Below are 14976 nucleotides of genomic sequence, written 5' to 3'. Positions count from 1 at the left end.
CCACCCGGGGGCGGCCTACCGCCGCTGATCGCTCCCGAGCCGGGCGTGCTCGCTCATCTCCAGGTCGATGAAGGCGCCGATCATCGCGCGCCACACCGGCTCCGCGACCTCAGGTGCCAGTCCCGCGGCGGCGGCCCGCTCCCGGACCGACGCGATCACCTGCTCCACCCGCCCGGGCGCGCGCACCGCCTGCTCGTCGGTCTTGAACGCGGCCGCCGACCGCACCAGTGACTGGCGTGCGGCCAGCAGCCGGATCAGCTCGGTGTCGAGGGCGTCGATGCGGGCGCGGACCTCCGCCAGCGACTTCGGCTCGTCCGCCATCACGGCCGCCACGGGCTGACGGTGTCGGTGGGCCGCGTCGGGTCGTGGAACTTCGGCACGTCCGGCTCGTCGCGGCGCAGCGGGACCAGCCCGGCGGTGATCGCGCGCATGATCTTCGCGTGCGCGCGCACCCCGGCGCCCGGGCGGGCCGGCTCGATGTCGCTCAGGTCCACCGGCTCGCCGAAGTGCACCCGGTACGTCGGGCGCCGCAGCGGGGCCGTCAGGCCGGACCGGGCCAGCGGCAGCAGGTCCGCGGGCCCCTCGACGCGCTCGGTGCCCCAGTACACGGCCTCGTGCGCGCCCCACTGGCTGATCGGCACCACCGGCACGCCGGCGGCGATCGCGAGCCGGGCGGCGCCGGTCTTGCCGCGCTCCGGCCACAGGCCCGGGTCGTGGCTGATGCGGCCCTCCGGGTAGACGATGACCGGGCTCGGGGTGGTCCGCATCTCCCGCACGGCCTGCGCGAACTGCTCCAGCGCGCTCGCCTTGCCGCGGTCGACGCGCATGTGCCCGCTGACCTTCAGCGCGGGCCCGATCACCGGCGCGTCCAGGATCCCGCCGGCCAGCATGAACCGCGGCGAGATGCCGATCTTCCGGCACGCGGCGATCAGCACGAACGGGTCGAACACGCCGATGTGGTTGGCGGCCATCAGGAACGGCCGTCCGCGCAGCTCCGGCGCGATCCGGCCGGTGATCCGCAGTCGCCCGGTCAGCGCGACGAGCCCCTGGTCCAGACGGGTCATGGTCCGCCAGACCGCCGGTGGCCTGCGGCGTGTCTGCCCGGTGTCGTCGGAGTGCAGCGCGAACATGGTCGTCAGCATGGCAGATCACCGAAATGGCGGATCAAGGTCCGCCGGTGACGGCGAAGTTCCCGCTGTGCCGAGTGTGGCACCTGGGGTTGCTGGGGCCAGGCGGTTACCGTAGAGGACATGGCTAGCGGGGCGGCGACGAGGAGCAGCGGCACGAAACGGACCGGCGGCAAGGGCGGCACCGCACGCAGGAGCACGCGCGGCGCGGCCAAGTCGCGGCCCGCGGCCTCGCGCGCCCGCAAGCCCGCGCCGAAGAAGAAGGCCGGGACGTTCAGCAAGGCCGTCCGCGGCGGCTGGAGCCTGTTGGCCAAGGGGCTGGGCAGCCTGGTGCGCACCGTCGGCCGCGGCCGTGAGCTGGAGCCCGAGCACCGCCGGGACGGGCTCGCGCTGGGGTTCATCGCACTGGCCGTGATCATCGCCGCCGGGGTGTGGTGGCGCGCGGCCGGGCCGGTCGGCGGCTACGTCGAGCTGGGCACCCGCACGATCTTCGGCGCCGGCGCGGTCACCCTGCCGCTCGTGCTCGTGGTCACCGCCGTGACGCTGATGCGCACCGAGCCGCAACCGGAGATCCGCCCGCGCATGGTCATCGGCACCGTGCTGGGCGTGTTCGCGCTGCTGGGTCTGCTGCACCTGTTCAACGGCCGCCCGCACGACACCGAGAACCAGCGCTACGCCGGTGGCGTCCTCGGCTACCTCTCCGGCGACCTGCTCGCGCAGGGGCTGACGGCGTGGGTCGCGGTGCCGCTGCTGTTCCTCGCGCTGGCGTTCGGCCTGCTCGTGTTCACCGGCACCCGCATCCGCGACATCCCGCACCTGGTCCGCACCTGGGGCCTCGACCCCGAGGAGCTCGCCGAGGAGGAGGCGCAGCGCGAGGCGCGCGCCGAGAAGACCGACGAGGTCACCGAGGCCGACCCGAAGGCGGTCCGGCTGCGCAAGCCCTCGCGCCGCCGCCAGGCCACCGGCGCGGATCCGGACCAGCTGGACATCGAGTCCGCGCTGGCCGAGGCGCCCACCTCGGTGCGGCCGCCGAAGCCGGTGCCGGCCGAGGTACCGGAGAAGAAGCCCAAGAAGCAAGAGCCGGTCATGTCGGTCACCCGCACCGTCGAGGGCGACTACGAGCTGCCGCCCGCCGACCTGCTGCAGCTGGGCGACGCGCCGAAGACCCGCAGCAAGGCCAACGACGCCATGATCGAGGCGATCACCGGCGTGCTGGAGCAGTTCAACGTCGACGCGCAGGTCACCGGCTTCACCCGCGGCCCGACGGTGACCCGGTACGAGGTCGAGCTGGGTCCCGGTGTGAAGGTCGAGAAGATCACCGCGCTGACCAAGAACATCGCCTACGCGGTGGCCACCGACAACGTGCGCCTGCTCGCGCCGATCCCCGGCAAGTCGGCGGTCGGCATCGAGGTGCCCAACTCCGACCGCGAGATGGTGCGCCTCGGCGACGTGCTGCGGTCCTCGACCGCGGCCAAGGACAGCCACCCGATGGTGATCGGGCTGGGCAAGGACATCGAGGGCCACTTCGTCACCGCGAACCTGACGAAGATGCCGCACCTGCTGGTCGCCGGGTCCACCGGTTCCGGAAAGTCGAGCTTCGTCAACTCGATGCTGGTGTCGCTGCTGTCGCGGGCCACGCCGGACGAGGTGCGGATGATCCTGATCGACCCGAAGATGGTCGAGCTGACGCCGTACGAGGGCATCCCGCACCTGATCACGCCCATCATCACCCAGCCGAAGAAGGCCGCCGCGGCGCTGGCCTGGCTGGTGGAGGAGATGGAGCAGCGCTACCAGGACATGCAGGCCAACCGGGTGCGCCACATCGACGACTTCAACCGCAAGGTGAAGTCCGGGGAGATCACGGCGCCGCCGGGCAGCGAGCGCGTGTACCGCCCCTACCCCTACATCATGGCGATCGTCGACGAGCTGGCCGACCTGATGATGACCGCGCCGCGCGACGTCGAGGACGCGATCGTCCGGATCACCCAGAAGGCCCGCGCCGCGGGGATCCACCTGGTGCTGGCCACGCAGCGGCCGTCGGTGGACGTGGTGACCGGCCTGATCAAGACGAACGTGCCGTCGCGGCTGGCGTTCGCGACGTCGTCGCTGACCGACTCGCGGGTCATCCTGGACCAGCCGGGCGCCGAGAAGCTGATCGGCATGGGCGACGGCCTGTACCTGCCGATGGGCGCGGGCAAACCGGTCCGGATCCAGGGCGCCTATGTCGGCGACGACGAGATTTCCGCGATCGTCAACTTCACGAAGGAGCAGGCGCAGCCGGAGTACCAGGAGGGCGTCACCGCCGCGAAGGCCGGCGAGAAGAAGGAGATCGACCCGGACATCGGCGACGACCTGGACGTCCTGCTGCAGGCCGCGGAGCTGATCATCACCTCGCAGTTCGGGTCGACGTCGATGCTGCAGCGCAAGCTGCGGGTCGGGTTCGCCAAGGCCGGCCGGCTGATGGACCTGCTGGAGACGCGCGGCGTGGTGGGCCCGTCGGAGGGCTCGAAGGCCCGCGACGTGCTCGTCAAGCCCGAGGACCTGGAAGGCACGCTGATGCTCATCCGCGGCGGCTCGGTACCCGACGACGACGGCGAGGACTAGGAGCCGCCGAACCGGCGGACCGCCTGGTAGTAGGTCCAGGCCGTGCCGTTGCAGCGCCAGTCGCCGTGGCAGATGGTCTTCAGGTCGCGGTAGAAGTTGTCGTCGATGCGCTTGCGGTTGGTGCTGGTGAACCGGTCCTGCCGCTTGTAGTTGCGGTACCCGAAGTCGTGGCGGTGGCACGCGGGGGAGAAGTCGAACCCGAGCGGCTTGTCCGGCGACCACGAGCAGGTGTCCGACGACCAGTCCAGCTTCGCCGCGTACGGCCGGTCCGCGCGGATCTGCTCGAACCGGCTCAGCGACGTGTCGAACAGGTAGGTGTCGGTCACCGCCCCGATGTCGACGGCCTGCGCGGTGCCGGTCCCGGCGACCAGGGCGGTGGCCAGTGCGGCCGTGGACAGCAGACGACGGGCGGCGACGCGCATCGGGGGACTCCTCGCTGATCAACGGACAGGCGTGATCAGCTTCCGGCCACCGGGTGACGGCCACCAGGCCCGAACGGTGGACACCGGGCGAACTTCACCCGGCGGGCCCAACGCATACAACTGGGTGCAGCGCCTACAACTCCAGGAGCATCCGGGTGTTGCCGAGCGTGTTCGGCTTCGCGTAGGGGAGTTCGAGGAACTCGGCCACGCCCGGGTCGACCGAGCGGCGCATCTCCTCGTACACCGAGCTCGGCACCGGCGTGCCGTCGATCTCGGTGAAGCCGTGCCGCGCGAAGAAGCTCGTCTCGAAGGTGAGCACGAAGATCCGCCGCAGCCCCAGTTCCCGCGCCAGCGTGATCAGCTGCGCGACCAGCCGGTGCCCGATGCCCTGCCCGCGCATCCGCTTGTCGACCGCGACCGTGCGGATCTCGGCCATGTCCTCCCACAGCACGTGCAGCGCGCCGCAGCCCAGGATTTCCCCGTCCCGGTCCGCGACCCAGAACTCCTGCATGTCCTCGTACAGGGTGACGAGCTCCTTCTCCAGGAGCACGCGCCCCGCGTCCGCGTCCACCAACGCCTTGATCTTGCGGACGTCCGAGATCCGGGCCCGCCGGATCTCGACGGAACTGGAAGGATCACCGTGCACCGATCGACCGTATCGGGGCGGGGGCGGGCCTGTCGCGGTGGGTTCGGCCACGCCCGCGCGCGCCAGCTACCCTGAGTGTCGTGTCTTCTGCCGCCACCGAGTCCTCCGGCCGTCGTGTCTCCCTGCTGACCCTGGGCTGCGCCCGCAACGAGGTGGACTCCGAGGAGCTGGCCGGCCGGCTCGCCGAAGGGGGTTGGCAGCTGGCCGACGACCCCGAGGGCAGCGACGTGATCGTCGTGAACACCTGCGGGTTCGTGGAGTCGGCGAAGAAGGACTCGGTCGACACGCTGCTGGCCGCCGCCGACACCGGCGCGAAGGTCGTCGCGGTCGGCTGCATGGCCGAGCGCTACGGCGCCGAGCTGGCCGAGAGCCTGCCGGAGGCCCACGCGGTCCTCGGCTTCGACCACTACAACGACCTCGCCGCCCGCCTGGACGACGTCGCGGCCGGGCGCACCATCGCCTCGCACACCCCGGGCGACCGCCGCAAGCTGCTCCCGATCACCCCGGTCGAGCGCGCCGCGGCCACCGAGGACGTCTCCATCCCCGGCCACGGCTGGGGCCCGCGGGTGCTGCGCAGCCGGCTGTCCGACTCGCCGGTGGCGGCGCTGAAGATCGCCTCCGGCTGCGACCGCCGCTGCTCGTTCTGCGCGATCCCGTCCTTCCGCGGCTCGTTCGTCTCCCGCCACCCGGACGAGATCGTCGCCGAGGCCGCGTGGCTGGCCGGCCAGGGCGTCAAGGAGCTGTTCCTGGTCAGCGAGAACTCCACCTCCTACGGCAAGGACCTGGGCCGTGACCTGGGCGGCACCCGCGCCCTGGAGCGGCTGCTGCCGCGCCTGGCCGTCATCGAGGGCATCGAGCGGGTCCGCGTGTCCTACCTGCAGCCGGCCGAGACGCGCCCGGACCTGGTCCGCGCCATCGCGACCACCCCGGGCGTGGCGCCCTACTTCGACATGTCCTTCCAGCACTCCAGCGAGACCGTGCTGCGCCGGATGCGCCGGTTCGGCTCCACCAAGTCCTTCCTCGCGCTGATCCAGCAGATCCGCGAGTACGCGCCGCAGGCCGGCATCCGCAGCAACGTGATCGTCGGCTTCCCCGGGGAGACCGAGGACGACGTCGCCGAGCTGGAGCACTTCCTCACCGAGGCCGGCCTGGACGCGGTCGGCGTGTTCGGCTACTCCGACGAGGACGGCACCGAGGCCGAGACCTACGACGGCAAGATCGACCCGGAGGTGGTCGCCGAGCGCGTCGCGCGGGTGTCCGCGCTGGTCGAGGAGCTGACCGCGCAGCGCGCCGAGGACCGCGTCGGCGAGATCGTCGACGTGCTGGTCGAGGAGGCCGACGCCGAGGAGGTGTCCGGCCGCGCCGCGCACCAGGCCCCCGAGGTCGACGGCGCCTGCGTGGTGCTCGGCGGCGAGGGGCTCGAGGTCGGCCAGATGGTGCGCTGCCGGGTCGTCGGCTCCGAGGGCGTCGACCTGCTCGTCGAGCCGGACGCCGGCAGATGAGCGCCGCGGCGGAGGAGTCGGCCCAGGCGGGCGGGGAGGCCCGCCCGCCGCACCGCGAGCCCGAGCCGACCCCGGTGCCCACACTCAACGTCGCGAACCTGCTCACGCTGTCCCGGCTGGTCCTGGTCCCGCTGTTCGTGCTGGCGCTGTTCGCCGGCGGCGGCGAGGACACCGGGTGGCGGATCGGCGCGACCGTGCTGTTCGCCATCGCGTCGCTGACCGACCAGGTGGACGGCTGGGTCGCGCGCCGCTACGGGCTGATCACCGACTTCGGCAAGATCGCCGACCCGATCGCCGACAAGGCGCTGATCGGCGCCGCGCTGGTGGGCCTGAGCCTGCTCGGTGAGCTGCCCTGGTGGGTGACCATCGTGATCGCCGTCCGTGAGATCGGCGTGACCCTGCTGCGGTTCTGGGTCATCCGGCACGGCGTCATCCCGGCCAGCCGCGGCGGCAAGGCCAAGACGATGACCCAGATCCTGGCGATCGTGACCTACCTGCTGCCGCTGCCGGACGGCGCGCTGCCGGTGCAGTGGGCGCTGATGGGCCTGGCGGTGGTGCTCACCGTCGTCACCGGCGCGGACTACGTGGTGCGCGCGGTGCGGCTGCGCGCGGCGGCCCGGGCATGACCTCGGCGCGCCCGGTGGTGGCCGCGCTGCTGCGCCTGCGGCAGACCGTGGCCGCGGCGGAGTCGCTGACCGCCGGCCTGGTCACCGCGACCCTGACCGAGGTGCCCGGCTCCAGCGCGGTCGTGCGCGGCGGCCTCGTGGTCTACGCCACCGACCTCAAGGCGAAGCTCGCGGGCGTCGACCCGGCGCTGCTGGCCGCGCACGGCGCGGTGCACCCGGAGGTCGCGGCGCAGCTCGCGGAGGGCGCGCGGGAGCGCTGCGGGGCCGACTGGGGCCTGGGCCTGACCGGGGTGGCCGGGCCGGACCCGCAGGACGGCGTCGCACCCGGCACCGTGCACATCGGCCTGGCCGGGCCGGGCGGCCGGGAGGTGCGGACGCACTGGTTCGAGGGCGACCGGGCCGCCGTGCGGCGGGCCTCGGTGACGGCCGCGCTGGACCTGCTGGGGGAACATCTCACTTGATCGGGGCGTTCGCCCTGGGCGTACCCCCGTGTCAATCGCTGCGAGGAGGCGCTCGAACTGGGTAACGTGGTCGGTATCAGGAAGGGAGGCGCGCGATGACCGTGCTCCTGCGCGAGGCGATCGGCGACCGGCTCCGGCATGCCCGCACCAACAAGCGTCGCACGTTGCGCGACATCTCCCGCGCCGCCAAGGTCAGCCTCGGCTACCTGTCCGAGGTGGAGCGCGGGCAGAAGGAGGCGTCCAGCGAGCTGCTGGCGTCCATCTGCGAGGCGCTCGAGCTGCCGCTCGCCGAGCTGCTGAGCAACGTCGCCGCCGACATCTCGGCGCTGGAGAGCGTGGACGTGCCCACGATGGCCGAGACCGCCGAGGGCGAGGGCCGCGCGCGCAAGACGGGCGAGTCGCCCGCCGCGACGGGCCGGCTCGAAGGTGGCCGCCTCATCGACGGCATGATCGGCAACGACCTGCCGGACCTGCGGGTCTCCGGCCAGCGGGTCGGGCCGTCGCTGCGCACCACCATCCGCGCGCCGAAGATGGTCGCCGCCTGATCACCAGCTGAGCAGACAACCACACGAGGCCACCGTCCGGGCGATCCGCGCCCCGGCGGTGGCCTTCGTGCGTCCGGGCCAGGGGAGGCGGGTCAGGGTCGTCCCTGAAATCCCCCGGGGTCGCCTGGAACACACGGGCGCGACCTGACACGATGGAACCCACTCCGGGGTCGCGGCGTTGCTCAGACAGGGGAGAGTGGCGCCGGGCGACCATCGGCGACACCCAGGCAGGGATCTAGAAGGCAGGCGGAGGAGATGGCCAACCCTTTCGTGAAGTTCTGGAAGTACCTCATGGCGTCGTTCTCGTCGAAGATCGACGAGCACGCCGACCCGAAGGTGCAGATCCAGCAGGCCATCGAGGAGGCGCAGCGCAACCACCAGGCGCTCTCCCAGCAGGCCGCCGCGGTGATCGGTAACCAGCGGCAGCTGGAGATGAAGCTCAACCGCCAGCTCGCCGAGGTCGAGAAGCTGCAGGCGTCGGCGCGCCAGGCGCTGGTGCTGGCGGACGAGGCGCGGGGCAAGGGGGACGAGCAGAAGGCCCAGCAGTACGAGGTGGCCGCGGAGTCGTTCGCCACCCAGCTGGTCACGGCCGAGCAGAGCATCGAGGACCTCAAGACGCTGCACGACCAGGCCCTGCAGGCCGCCGCGCAGGCGAAGCAGGCGGTCGAGCGCAACTCGGCGATGCTGCAGCAGAAGCTGGCCGAGCGCACCAAGCTGCTCTCGCAGCTGGAGCAGGCCAAGATGCAGGAGCAGGTGTCGGCCTCGCTCAACCAGATGTCGCAGCTCGCGGCGCCGGGCAACACCCCGTCGCTGGAAGAGGTGCGGGACAAAATCGAGAAGCGCTACACCACCGCGCTGGGCCAGGCCGAGCTGGCGCAGAACTCGGTGCAGGGCCGCATGCTCGAGGTGCAGCAGGCCACCACGCAGATGGCGGGCAGCTCGCGGCTGGAGCAGATCCGGGCGTCCATGCGCGGCGAGTCGGTCGCGCAGGTCACCTCCGGCTCCGGTGAGAAGGCGGCGGCCCCGGCGGCGGACATCCAGCGCGAGATCGAGTCGCGCGTCCAGGCCGAGCAGCAGAAGAACCAGGCCTGAGCGGGTAGCGATGGCGTCGGGCAGGCGGGACTTCTCGCAGTTCCAGGCGAAACTGGAAAAGCACATCGAGCGCCTGCCCGACTACGCGCAGCGCGCGCAGCAGAAGCTGCAGCGGTACATGCCCGAGCAGGGCTCTTCCGGTGCGGTGACGCGGCCGAAGGTCGTCTCGCAGGCGATGCCGGTGCTCAACGAGGCCCGCGCGAAGTGGGTCGCGTGGAATTCGCCCGAGGCGAAGCTGGCGCGGCGCAAGCAGCGGACCTCGCGGGCGCTGACGCTGTGGATCATGGCGGCGGTGCTGTTCGTGCTGTACGCCGTGATCGGCTGGCTCGGGCTCGCCGGGGCCGGTGGGGTGGCCGAGGCCGCGCCGGGGATCTTCGGGGCGGTCGTGTTCACGACGTTGTCGGTGCGCTCGGCGCTGCGGCTGCGGCAGCTGAACCGGATCGTGCTGCCGGCCAGCACGACCCCGCCGCCGCTGCCGCCGTCCGGCTCCGCGGCGCGCGCCCCGATGCAGCGGCTCGCGCAGTGCGAGTCGACGCTGGCCGACCTGCTGCGGCAGCTGTCGGAGCCGTCGGCGCTGGGCACGGCGCCGGTGCCGGAGTACTCGGTGGCCGACGCGCGGTCGACGGCCGCGGACGCCGCGGCGGCGCTGCGGGCGCTGGCCCTGCGGATCCAGTCGATCGAGCGAGCGCGCGACGCGGCCCCGGCCGGCGAGCGGGCCGCGCTGGACTCGGCGATCGCGACGCTGCGCGAGCAGCTGGACGACGGGGTGGAGAGCTTCGGAGCCCTGGTGGCCGCGGCGGGCCGCGCGGTCGCCGCGAGCAGCCACGGCCTGGCCGACTCGCGCCTGTTCCTGACCGACGCGACCGACCGGCTGGCCGGACTCGCCCTGGCCCTCCGCGAACTGTCCTCCTGACGCCTGTCCCACGCTAGGTGGGGAGACTTCCACACTGGCGGCCGTTCCCGATGCGCCAAGCGCGGCTGGGATCACGGAGGTCCGGTCCGGGAGCCCGCGCTGCGGGAACTGTCCTGATGCGACGGATCCGCCGCGCCTGGAGCCCGGTCGGACAGTGTGGACTCCGGCCGACGGTTACGCGGTCCGGGAACCGGCCCCGCCAGCCGTCTCCTCCGATCGCGCATCCGCCAGGGCGCGGTTGATCGTGCGCACCAAACCGGGCCCGTGCAGGGCGAACCCGGTGTAGAGCTGGATCAGGCTCGCCCCCGCGTCCAGCATCCGGCGCGCGTCGTCGCCGGTGGAGATTCCTCCTACGCCGATGATCGGCACCGTGCCCTCGGTGTGCCGGTGCACGAACCGCACCACCTCGCGCGCCCGCTCGGTCAGCGGGCGCCCGGACAGCCCGCCGGTCTCCGCACCCACCGGGGCCTCGTCGGCGGTGAGGCCGTCCCGGCCCAGCGTCGTGTTGGTCGCGATGATCCCGGACACTCCGTGCTCGTCGCACACCTCGAGCAGCTCGGCGAGCGCGTCGTCGGTCAGGTCGGGCGCCACCTTGACCAGCAGCGGCGTCGCCGGCTTCCCGGCCGCCGCGGCCAGCTCCTCACCGGTGCGGCCCAGCTCGGCGAGCAGCTCGGCCAGCGCCTCCCGGTCCTGCAGCGCCCGCAGCCCCGGCGTGTTGGGCGAGCTGACGTTGATCGCGAAGTAGTCCGCCCACGGGTACAGCGCCCGCAGCGACTCCTGGTAGTCGGCGACCGCCTCCTCGAGCGGAGTCACCTTGGACTTGCCGATCGACACGCCCAGCGGGATGTCCGGCTTCCCCTTGGCGGCCAGGCGCTGCGCGAGCGCGGCCGCGCCGGAGTTGTTGAACCCCATGCGGTTGATCACCGCGTCGCTGTGCGGCAGCGTGAACAGCCGCGGCTTCGGGTTGCCCGGCTGCGCCAGCCGCGTGACGGTGCCCACCTCGACGAAGCCGAACCCGAGCGCGGGCCACGCGGCCAGTGCGCGCCCGTCCTTGTCCATCCCGGCGGCGAGCCCGACCCGGTTGGCGAACCGCAGCCCGAACAACGTCACCGGGTCGGAGACGGCGAACCGGCGCCGCAGCGCGGCCAGCGCGGGCGGGACGTCGGACAGCCGCGAGAGGACGCCGAGGGTGCGTTCGTGCACCTTCTCGGGGTCGTTGTCGTTGAGCCGGTAGAGCGTGGGACGGATCAGCCTGTCGAAGAGCACGGTCCCATCTTCGCTCAGCGCCGTTTCCACTCCGACGACAGCATGGCGTAGACGAGCTCGTCGGTCCATTCACCCTTGACCAGCTCGTTCTCCCGCAGGTGCGCCTCGCGTCGCATGCCCAGTCCCTCCATCAGGGACGCCGAGGCCACGTTGCGGCTGTCGCAGCGGCCGTAGATGCGGTGCAGGCCCAGGTCTTCGAAGCCGAGCCGGAACAGCTCGCCGGCCGCCTCGGCGGCGTAGCCCTTGCCGTGGTGGCGGGGGTGGAAGACCACCCCGATCTCGCCGCTGGCGTGCTCCCGGCTGGTCCACCACAGCGTGAGGTCGCCGATCAGCTCACCGGTGTCGATCAGCTCGACGGCGATCGCGAGGTACTCGCCGGGCTCGGTCAGCGTCGAGCGGGCGATCTTGTCCTCGAGGACGGCGGCGGTCTCGGCCCGCGTGCGCGGTTCCCAGTAGAGGTACCGCGTGACGTCCGGGCGGGACTGGAAGGAGTGCAGCGCGTTGAGGTCCGCCTTGGTGAACGGGCGGAGGATCAGCCGTGCGGTCTTCATCGGGTACGCGGGCTGCAGCACCGGCGAAGAATAGCGCGCCCCGGACGATCTTCGGGGGCTTTTCCGCCGGATTAGGGGATTGGGGGGAACCCCCGGCGCGACTCCTGACCGTCGTCAGCCGTTCGGGCCCGAGCCGGACCAGTGCTCGGAAACGCCGGGGGGCGGTGGCTGTCTGGTATTCACCAGCAGTCCAGGGTGTGGCATCCGCTAGCGGACAGCCACCTCACGAGTCCCGTTGCTACACAACTTTGGACCACCTCCTTTCCCGTGTACCAGCAACGCTAGGCGCGCCGGTGCCCCTGCGGCAACTGGATTTCCGGGCCGGCCGGCGTGGCCGTTCTCACCCGCCGGAACGGGCGCCGCCGGGAATTTCCACGCCGTCCGCTGGATCGATCCACGGCGGGCCGCCGGGTTTCGGCCCGCCCGCGTAGGTGTACCCGATCGGGTGACCGGGGGGCTGGTTCGCAGCAACGGGAGAGTGTGCGATGTCCACGTCCGTGGTCGTTCTGATCGTCGTCGTCGCCGTGGTGGTGATCGCCGGGGCGGCGCTGCTGGCCCGCGCCGGGATGCGGCGCAAACGCCTGCAGGAGCGGTTCGGGCCCGAGTACGACCGGGCCGTCGAGGGTGGCAGGAGCAAGCGGGCCGCCGAACGGGACCTGGCCGAGCGGGAGAAGCGGCACAGTCAGCTGGACATCCGGCCGCTGCCGGATTCCACCCGCCAGCGCTACCGCCAGCAGTGGTCGCTGGTGCAGCAGCAGTTCGTCGACCGGCCCGGCGCGGCCATCCTGGAGGCCGACCGCCTGCTCACCTCGCTGATGGGCGAGCGCGGCTACCCGACCGAGGGGTACGAGCAGCAGCACCGGGACCTGTCCGTCGAGCACGCGAACACGCTCGAGCACTACCGGCGCGCGCACGAGATCACCGAGGGCCACCAGAAGACCGAGGCGTCCACCGAGGACCTGCGCAAGGCGATGGTCCACTACCGGCAGGTGTTCGAGGACCTGCTCGGCGACGCCGACGTCCGGCCGCGGCAGGAGGGAGACCGTCACCATGCGCGCTGAGGACCGCACCGCCGACGGCCTGTCCACCGACGACCTCGTCGCACCGCGCGGTGGCGAGCAGCCCGCGCAGCCGATGGCCGAACAGCCCGCCGGGCGCACCATGCCCGCCGAAGCCGCGGCCACCCAGGGCGTGCCGGAGGAGTCGGTGCCCGCGCAGGCCCGTCTGGACGAGGGCGAGGAGCGCGTCGAGCTGTTCCGGCCCGAGCAGGTCAGCGAGTTCCGGGACCGCTGGCGCGAGGTGCAGACCTCGTTCGTCGACGATCCACAAGCGACACTGCGGGACGCCGACCAGCTGGTGGCCGAGGTGATGCGGGCCCTCGCCTCGACCTTCGCCGACCACAAGCACGAACTGGAGTCGCAGTGGCAGCGCGGTGAGGCCGCCACCGAGGACCTGCGGCTGGCGCTGCGGCGCTACCGCACGTTCTTCAACGAGCTGCTGCGCGGCTGAGGCGCGGGCCCGCGCTGGCAGCGCGGGCAGAACCAGGTGGGGCGGGCTTGCACGTCGCGGGGGTCGCGGCCCTGGTCCTCGACCCGGAGCCGGCTCCCGCACCGGAAGCAGCCCTGCCTGGTTCGCTCGTACACCCAGTTCCGGCGGCCGCGGGCGAGGTCGCCGGTGGTGCTCTGCTCGTGCCGCCAGGCGTTGGCCAGCAACAGCTTCCGCGCCAGCCGCACCGCCTTGCGACCGTCCACTTCGGAGACCGGGGTCCACGGGGTGACGCCGAGCAGGAAGCAGATCTCGCACTTGTAGAGGTTGCCCACGCCCGCCATCACGCGCTGGTCGAGCAGCGCGAGCCCGAGCTCCCGGCCGGGCTCGCGCGCCAGCGCCGCCACCGCGCGGTCCTCGTGCTCGTCGCTCCACTGTGGATCGAGCAGGTCCGGACCGAGGTGGCCGACCAGGCGGGATTCCTCCGCGGTGGGCAGCAGTTCCAGGTCGTGCACGCGGAACCCGACGACCTGCACGCCGCCGGCTTCGAGCACGACGCGCGCGTGGTGCGCCGGGTGCCGCCAGCGGGAGCCGGGCCGGGTGATCTCCCACGAGCCGTCCATCTTGAGGTGGCTGTGCAGGCTCAGGTCCGGTGAGAAGCGGAAGAACAGGTGCTTGCCCACCGTCCGCACCCCGAGCACCGTGGCGCCGGTCATGTCGGTCGTGGCCAGCGCGGGATGCCGGAAGTCGGTGCGCGTCAGCACCCGGCCGGCGAGAGCCTTCTCGACCGTCCGGCCGGCCAGGAAGACGGTGTCACCTTCGGGCATCGTCCGCGGTCCGGGCGATCCGGGGCACCGGGCCGGTGCTCTCGGCCGGGGTTTCGGCCACGTCCCGGTCGATGCGGTGCCGTCCGGCGCGGTTGGAGCGCAGGATCTTGGCCAGCACCATGTTGAAGGTCAGCGCGACCTCCTGGGCGCCGGGGGAGTGCCAGTCGTGGATCGGGCTGCACGCGCCCTGCGCCTGCTGCACGGCGAGCCGGTCCGGGATCGCGGTCGGCATCACCAGGCCGCCGAAGGACTCGCGCAGCTCGGCGATGCGGAACTGGTGCTCGTGCGAGCGCGGCCGCAGCCGGTTCACCAGCACACCGGCCGCCTTGAGGCCGGGGTTGAGCTCGTCGCGGATCCGCTCGATCGCCTCCAGCGCGCGCTGGGCGCCGCTGACCGCGTACATCGTCGGCTCGGTCACCAGGATCGCGCTGTCCGCGGCCACCAGGGCCGACTTGGTCAGCCGCCCGAGCGAGGGCGGGCAGTCCAGGATCGCCAGTTCGTAGGGGCGGCCTCGCAGCGGGCGCTCGTGCAGCTCGTCCAGCGCGCGGGAGAGGTTGCCGACCTGGTCGTCCTCCGGCCCCGGCTCGTTGAGCAGCTCCAGCTCCTCCGCCCCGACCAGCACGTCCACCTCGGGGCTCCACGCGCTCGGCGCGACCGCCTGCCGCAGCACGTCGCGGACCGGGGTGGCGAGCACGTCGGCCAGCGTGGCGTCGGTGTAGGGCGGGTCGAGGGTGGCGGTGGCGTTGCCCTGCGGGTCCAGATCGGCCACCAGCGTGCGCGCGCCCCTACGGAGCGCAGCCGAAGCGATGCCCAGCGCGACCGTCGTTTTGCCGACACCACCCTTGAGGCTCAGTACGGCGACCGTGTGCACGGGGTCGAGCGTAGCCGGAGTGCCACGGCGAGCGCCCG

At 72.4% G+C, this 14976-nt stretch carries 17 protein-coding genes; 9 read left to right on the top strand and 8 right to left on the bottom strand.

Going from position 1 to position 14976, the window contains the following annotated elements:
* Positions 1-15: 15 nt before the first annotated feature.
* On the bottom strand, positions 16-333 hold the full coding sequence (locus tag IE290_RS09490) for a chorismate mutase (RefSeq protein ID WP_229874355.1): 318 nt from the start codon (positions 331-333) through the stop codon (positions 16-18).
* Positions 321-1142 (bottom strand): lysophospholipid acyltransferase family protein, encoded by an 822-nt coding sequence (locus tag IE290_RS09485; RefSeq protein WP_191244181.1) that lies wholly within the window; start codon positions 1140-1142, stop codon positions 321-323. The genes IE290_RS09490 and IE290_RS09485 overlap by 13 nt, the downstream gene beginning before the upstream one ends.
* A 108-nt stretch (positions 1143-1250) precedes the next feature.
* Between IE290_RS09485 and IE290_RS09480 the strand changes: the two genes are divergently transcribed.
* On the top strand, positions 1251-3731 hold the full coding sequence (locus IE290_RS09480; RefSeq protein ID WP_191244180.1) for an FtsK/SpoIIIE family DNA translocase: 2481 nt from the start codon (positions 1251-1253) through the stop codon (positions 3729-3731).
* On the opposite strand, the gene IE290_RS09475 is transcribed toward IE290_RS09480, so the two are convergent.
* Entirely contained in the window at positions 3728-4153 is a 426-nt protein-coding gene (locus IE290_RS09475) for a phospholipase (RefSeq protein WP_191244179.1), read from the bottom strand. The genes IE290_RS09480 and IE290_RS09475 overlap by 4 nt on opposite strands.
* Before the next feature lie 133 nt (positions 4154-4286).
* On the bottom strand, positions 4287-4799 hold the full coding sequence (locus IE290_RS09470) for an amino-acid N-acetyltransferase (protein ID WP_191244178.1): 513 nt from the start codon (positions 4797-4799) through the stop codon (positions 4287-4289).
* 80 nt (positions 4800-4879) lie between these two features.
* On the opposite strand from IE290_RS09470, the gene rimO reads away from it, so the two are divergent.
* From rimO to pspM, 6 genes are all read left to right on the top strand, one after another.
* The gene (gene rimO, locus IE290_RS09465) at positions 4880-6301 is read left to right on the top strand and encodes a 30S ribosomal protein S12 methylthiotransferase RimO (RefSeq protein WP_191244177.1); all 1422 of its coding nucleotides are present in this window, start codon (positions 4880-4882) and stop codon (positions 6299-6301) included.
* Positions 6298-6927 (top strand): CDP-diacylglycerol--glycerol-3-phosphate 3-phosphatidyltransferase, encoded by a 630-nt coding sequence (gene pgsA / locus IE290_RS09460; protein ID WP_191244176.1) that lies wholly within the window; start codon positions 6298-6300, stop codon positions 6925-6927. The genes rimO and pgsA overlap by 4 nt, the downstream gene beginning before the upstream one ends.
* Positions 6924-7388, top strand: coding sequence for a CinA family protein (locus IE290_RS09455; RefSeq protein ID WP_191244175.1), 465 nt, complete (start codon positions 6924-6926; stop codon positions 7386-7388). Before pgsA ends, IE290_RS09455 begins: the two co-directional genes overlap by 4 nt.
* 95 nt (positions 7389-7483) lie before the next feature.
* A complete protein-coding gene (locus tag IE290_RS09450) occupies positions 7484-7933 on the top strand; it encodes a helix-turn-helix domain-containing protein (protein WP_191244174.1) in 450 nt (149 codons plus the stop codon).
* Positions 7934-8188: 255 nt separating this feature from the next.
* A complete protein-coding gene (gene pspA, locus IE290_RS09445; RefSeq protein ID WP_191244173.1) occupies positions 8189-9025 on the top strand; it encodes a phage shock protein PspA in 837 nt (278 codons plus the stop codon).
* Between the two features lie 10 nt (positions 9026-9035).
* A complete protein-coding gene (gene pspM, locus IE290_RS09440) occupies positions 9036-9938 on the top strand; it encodes a phage shock envelope stress response protein PspM (RefSeq protein ID WP_191244172.1) in 903 nt (300 codons plus the stop codon).
* A 174-nt stretch (positions 9939-10112) separates the two neighbouring features.
* Here the strand turns inward: pspM and IE290_RS09435 are convergent, their stop codons facing one another.
* Both IE290_RS09435 and IE290_RS09430 read right to left on the bottom strand, forming a co-directional pair.
* Positions 10113-11204 carry a quinone-dependent dihydroorotate dehydrogenase gene (locus IE290_RS09435; RefSeq protein ID WP_229874354.1) on the bottom strand — a complete coding sequence of 364 codons (1092 nt, stop codon included), beginning with the start codon at positions 11202-11204 and terminating at the stop codon, positions 10113-10115.
* A gap of 14 nt (positions 11205-11218) precedes the next feature.
* On the bottom strand, positions 11219-11776 hold the full coding sequence (locus tag IE290_RS09430) for a GNAT family N-acetyltransferase (RefSeq protein ID WP_191244170.1): 558 nt from the start codon (positions 11774-11776) through the stop codon (positions 11219-11221).
* 464 nt (positions 11777-12240) lie between these two features.
* Here IE290_RS09430 and IE290_RS09425 point away from each other — a divergent pair, with 464 nt between their 5' ends.
* Positions 12241-12816, top strand: a complete 576-nt coding sequence (locus IE290_RS09425) for a hypothetical protein (protein ID WP_191244169.1) — start codon at positions 12241-12243, stop codon at positions 12814-12816.
* Positions 12806-13264 (top strand): hypothetical protein, encoded by a 459-nt coding sequence (locus IE290_RS09420; RefSeq protein WP_191244168.1) that lies wholly within the window; start codon positions 12806-12808, stop codon positions 13262-13264. The genes IE290_RS09425 and IE290_RS09420 overlap by 11 nt, the downstream gene beginning before the upstream one ends.
* On the opposite strand, the gene IE290_RS09415 is transcribed toward IE290_RS09420, so the two are convergent.
* The gene (locus IE290_RS09415) at positions 13228-14067 is read right to left on the bottom strand and encodes a DNA-formamidopyrimidine glycosylase family protein (RefSeq protein WP_191244167.1); all 840 of its coding nucleotides are present in this window, start codon (positions 14065-14067) and stop codon (positions 13228-13230) included. The genes IE290_RS09420 and IE290_RS09415 overlap by 37 nt on opposite strands.
* Positions 14054-14938, bottom strand: coding sequence for a ParA family protein (locus IE290_RS09410; RefSeq protein ID WP_191244166.1), 885 nt, complete (start codon positions 14936-14938; stop codon positions 14054-14056). Before IE290_RS09410 ends, IE290_RS09415 begins: the two co-directional genes overlap by 14 nt.
* Between the last annotated feature and the right edge of the window lie 38 nt (positions 14939-14976).

It is taken from the genome of Amycolatopsis deserti, assembly GCF_014653945.1.
GTDB lineage: Bacteria > Actinomycetota > Actinomycetes > Mycobacteriales > Pseudonocardiaceae > Amycolatopsis_E > Amycolatopsis_E deserti.
The sequence above is the reverse complement of the archived record's forward strand: the minus strand, read 5'-3'. Positions and strand labels throughout refer to the sequence as shown.

Bases quoted from the DNA above. Each gene is read 5' to 3' on its own strand.
- IE290_RS09485 (WP_191244181.1), bottom strand. From the start codon at position 1,142: ATGCTGACGACCATGTTCGCGCTGCACTCCGACGACACCGGGCAGACA.
- IE290_RS09480 (WP_191244180.1), top strand. From the start codon at position 1,251: ATGGCTAGCGGGGCGGCGACGAGGAGCAGCGGCACGAAACGGACCGGC.
- IE290_RS09475 (WP_191244179.1), bottom strand. From the start codon at position 4,153: ATGCGCGTCGCCGCCCGTCGTCTGCTGTCCACGGCCGCACTGGCCACC.
- pgsA (WP_191244176.1), top strand. From the start codon at position 6,298: ATGAGCGCCGCGGCGGAGGAGTCGGCCCAGGCGGGCGGGGAGGCCCGC.
- IE290_RS09455 (WP_191244175.1), top strand. From the start codon at position 6,924: ATGACCTCGGCGCGCCCGGTGGTGGCCGCGCTGCTGCGCCTGCGGCAG.
- IE290_RS09450 (WP_191244174.1), top strand. From the start codon at position 7,484: ATGACCGTGCTCCTGCGCGAGGCGATCGGCGACCGGCTCCGGCATGCC.
- pspA (WP_191244173.1), top strand. From the start codon at position 8,189: ATGGCCAACCCTTTCGTGAAGTTCTGGAAGTACCTCATGGCGTCGTTC.
- pspM (WP_191244172.1), top strand. From the start codon at position 9,036: ATGGCGTCGGGCAGGCGGGACTTCTCGCAGTTCCAGGCGAAACTGGAA.
- IE290_RS09425 (WP_191244169.1), top strand. From the start codon at position 12,241: ATGTCCACGTCCGTGGTCGTTCTGATCGTCGTCGTCGCCGTGGTGGTG.
- IE290_RS09420 (WP_191244168.1), top strand. From the start codon at position 12,806: ATGCGCGCTGAGGACCGCACCGCCGACGGCCTGTCCACCGACGACCTC.
- IE290_RS09415 (WP_191244167.1), bottom strand. From the start codon at position 14,067: ATGCCCGAAGGTGACACCGTCTTCCTGGCCGGCCGGACGGTCGAGAAG.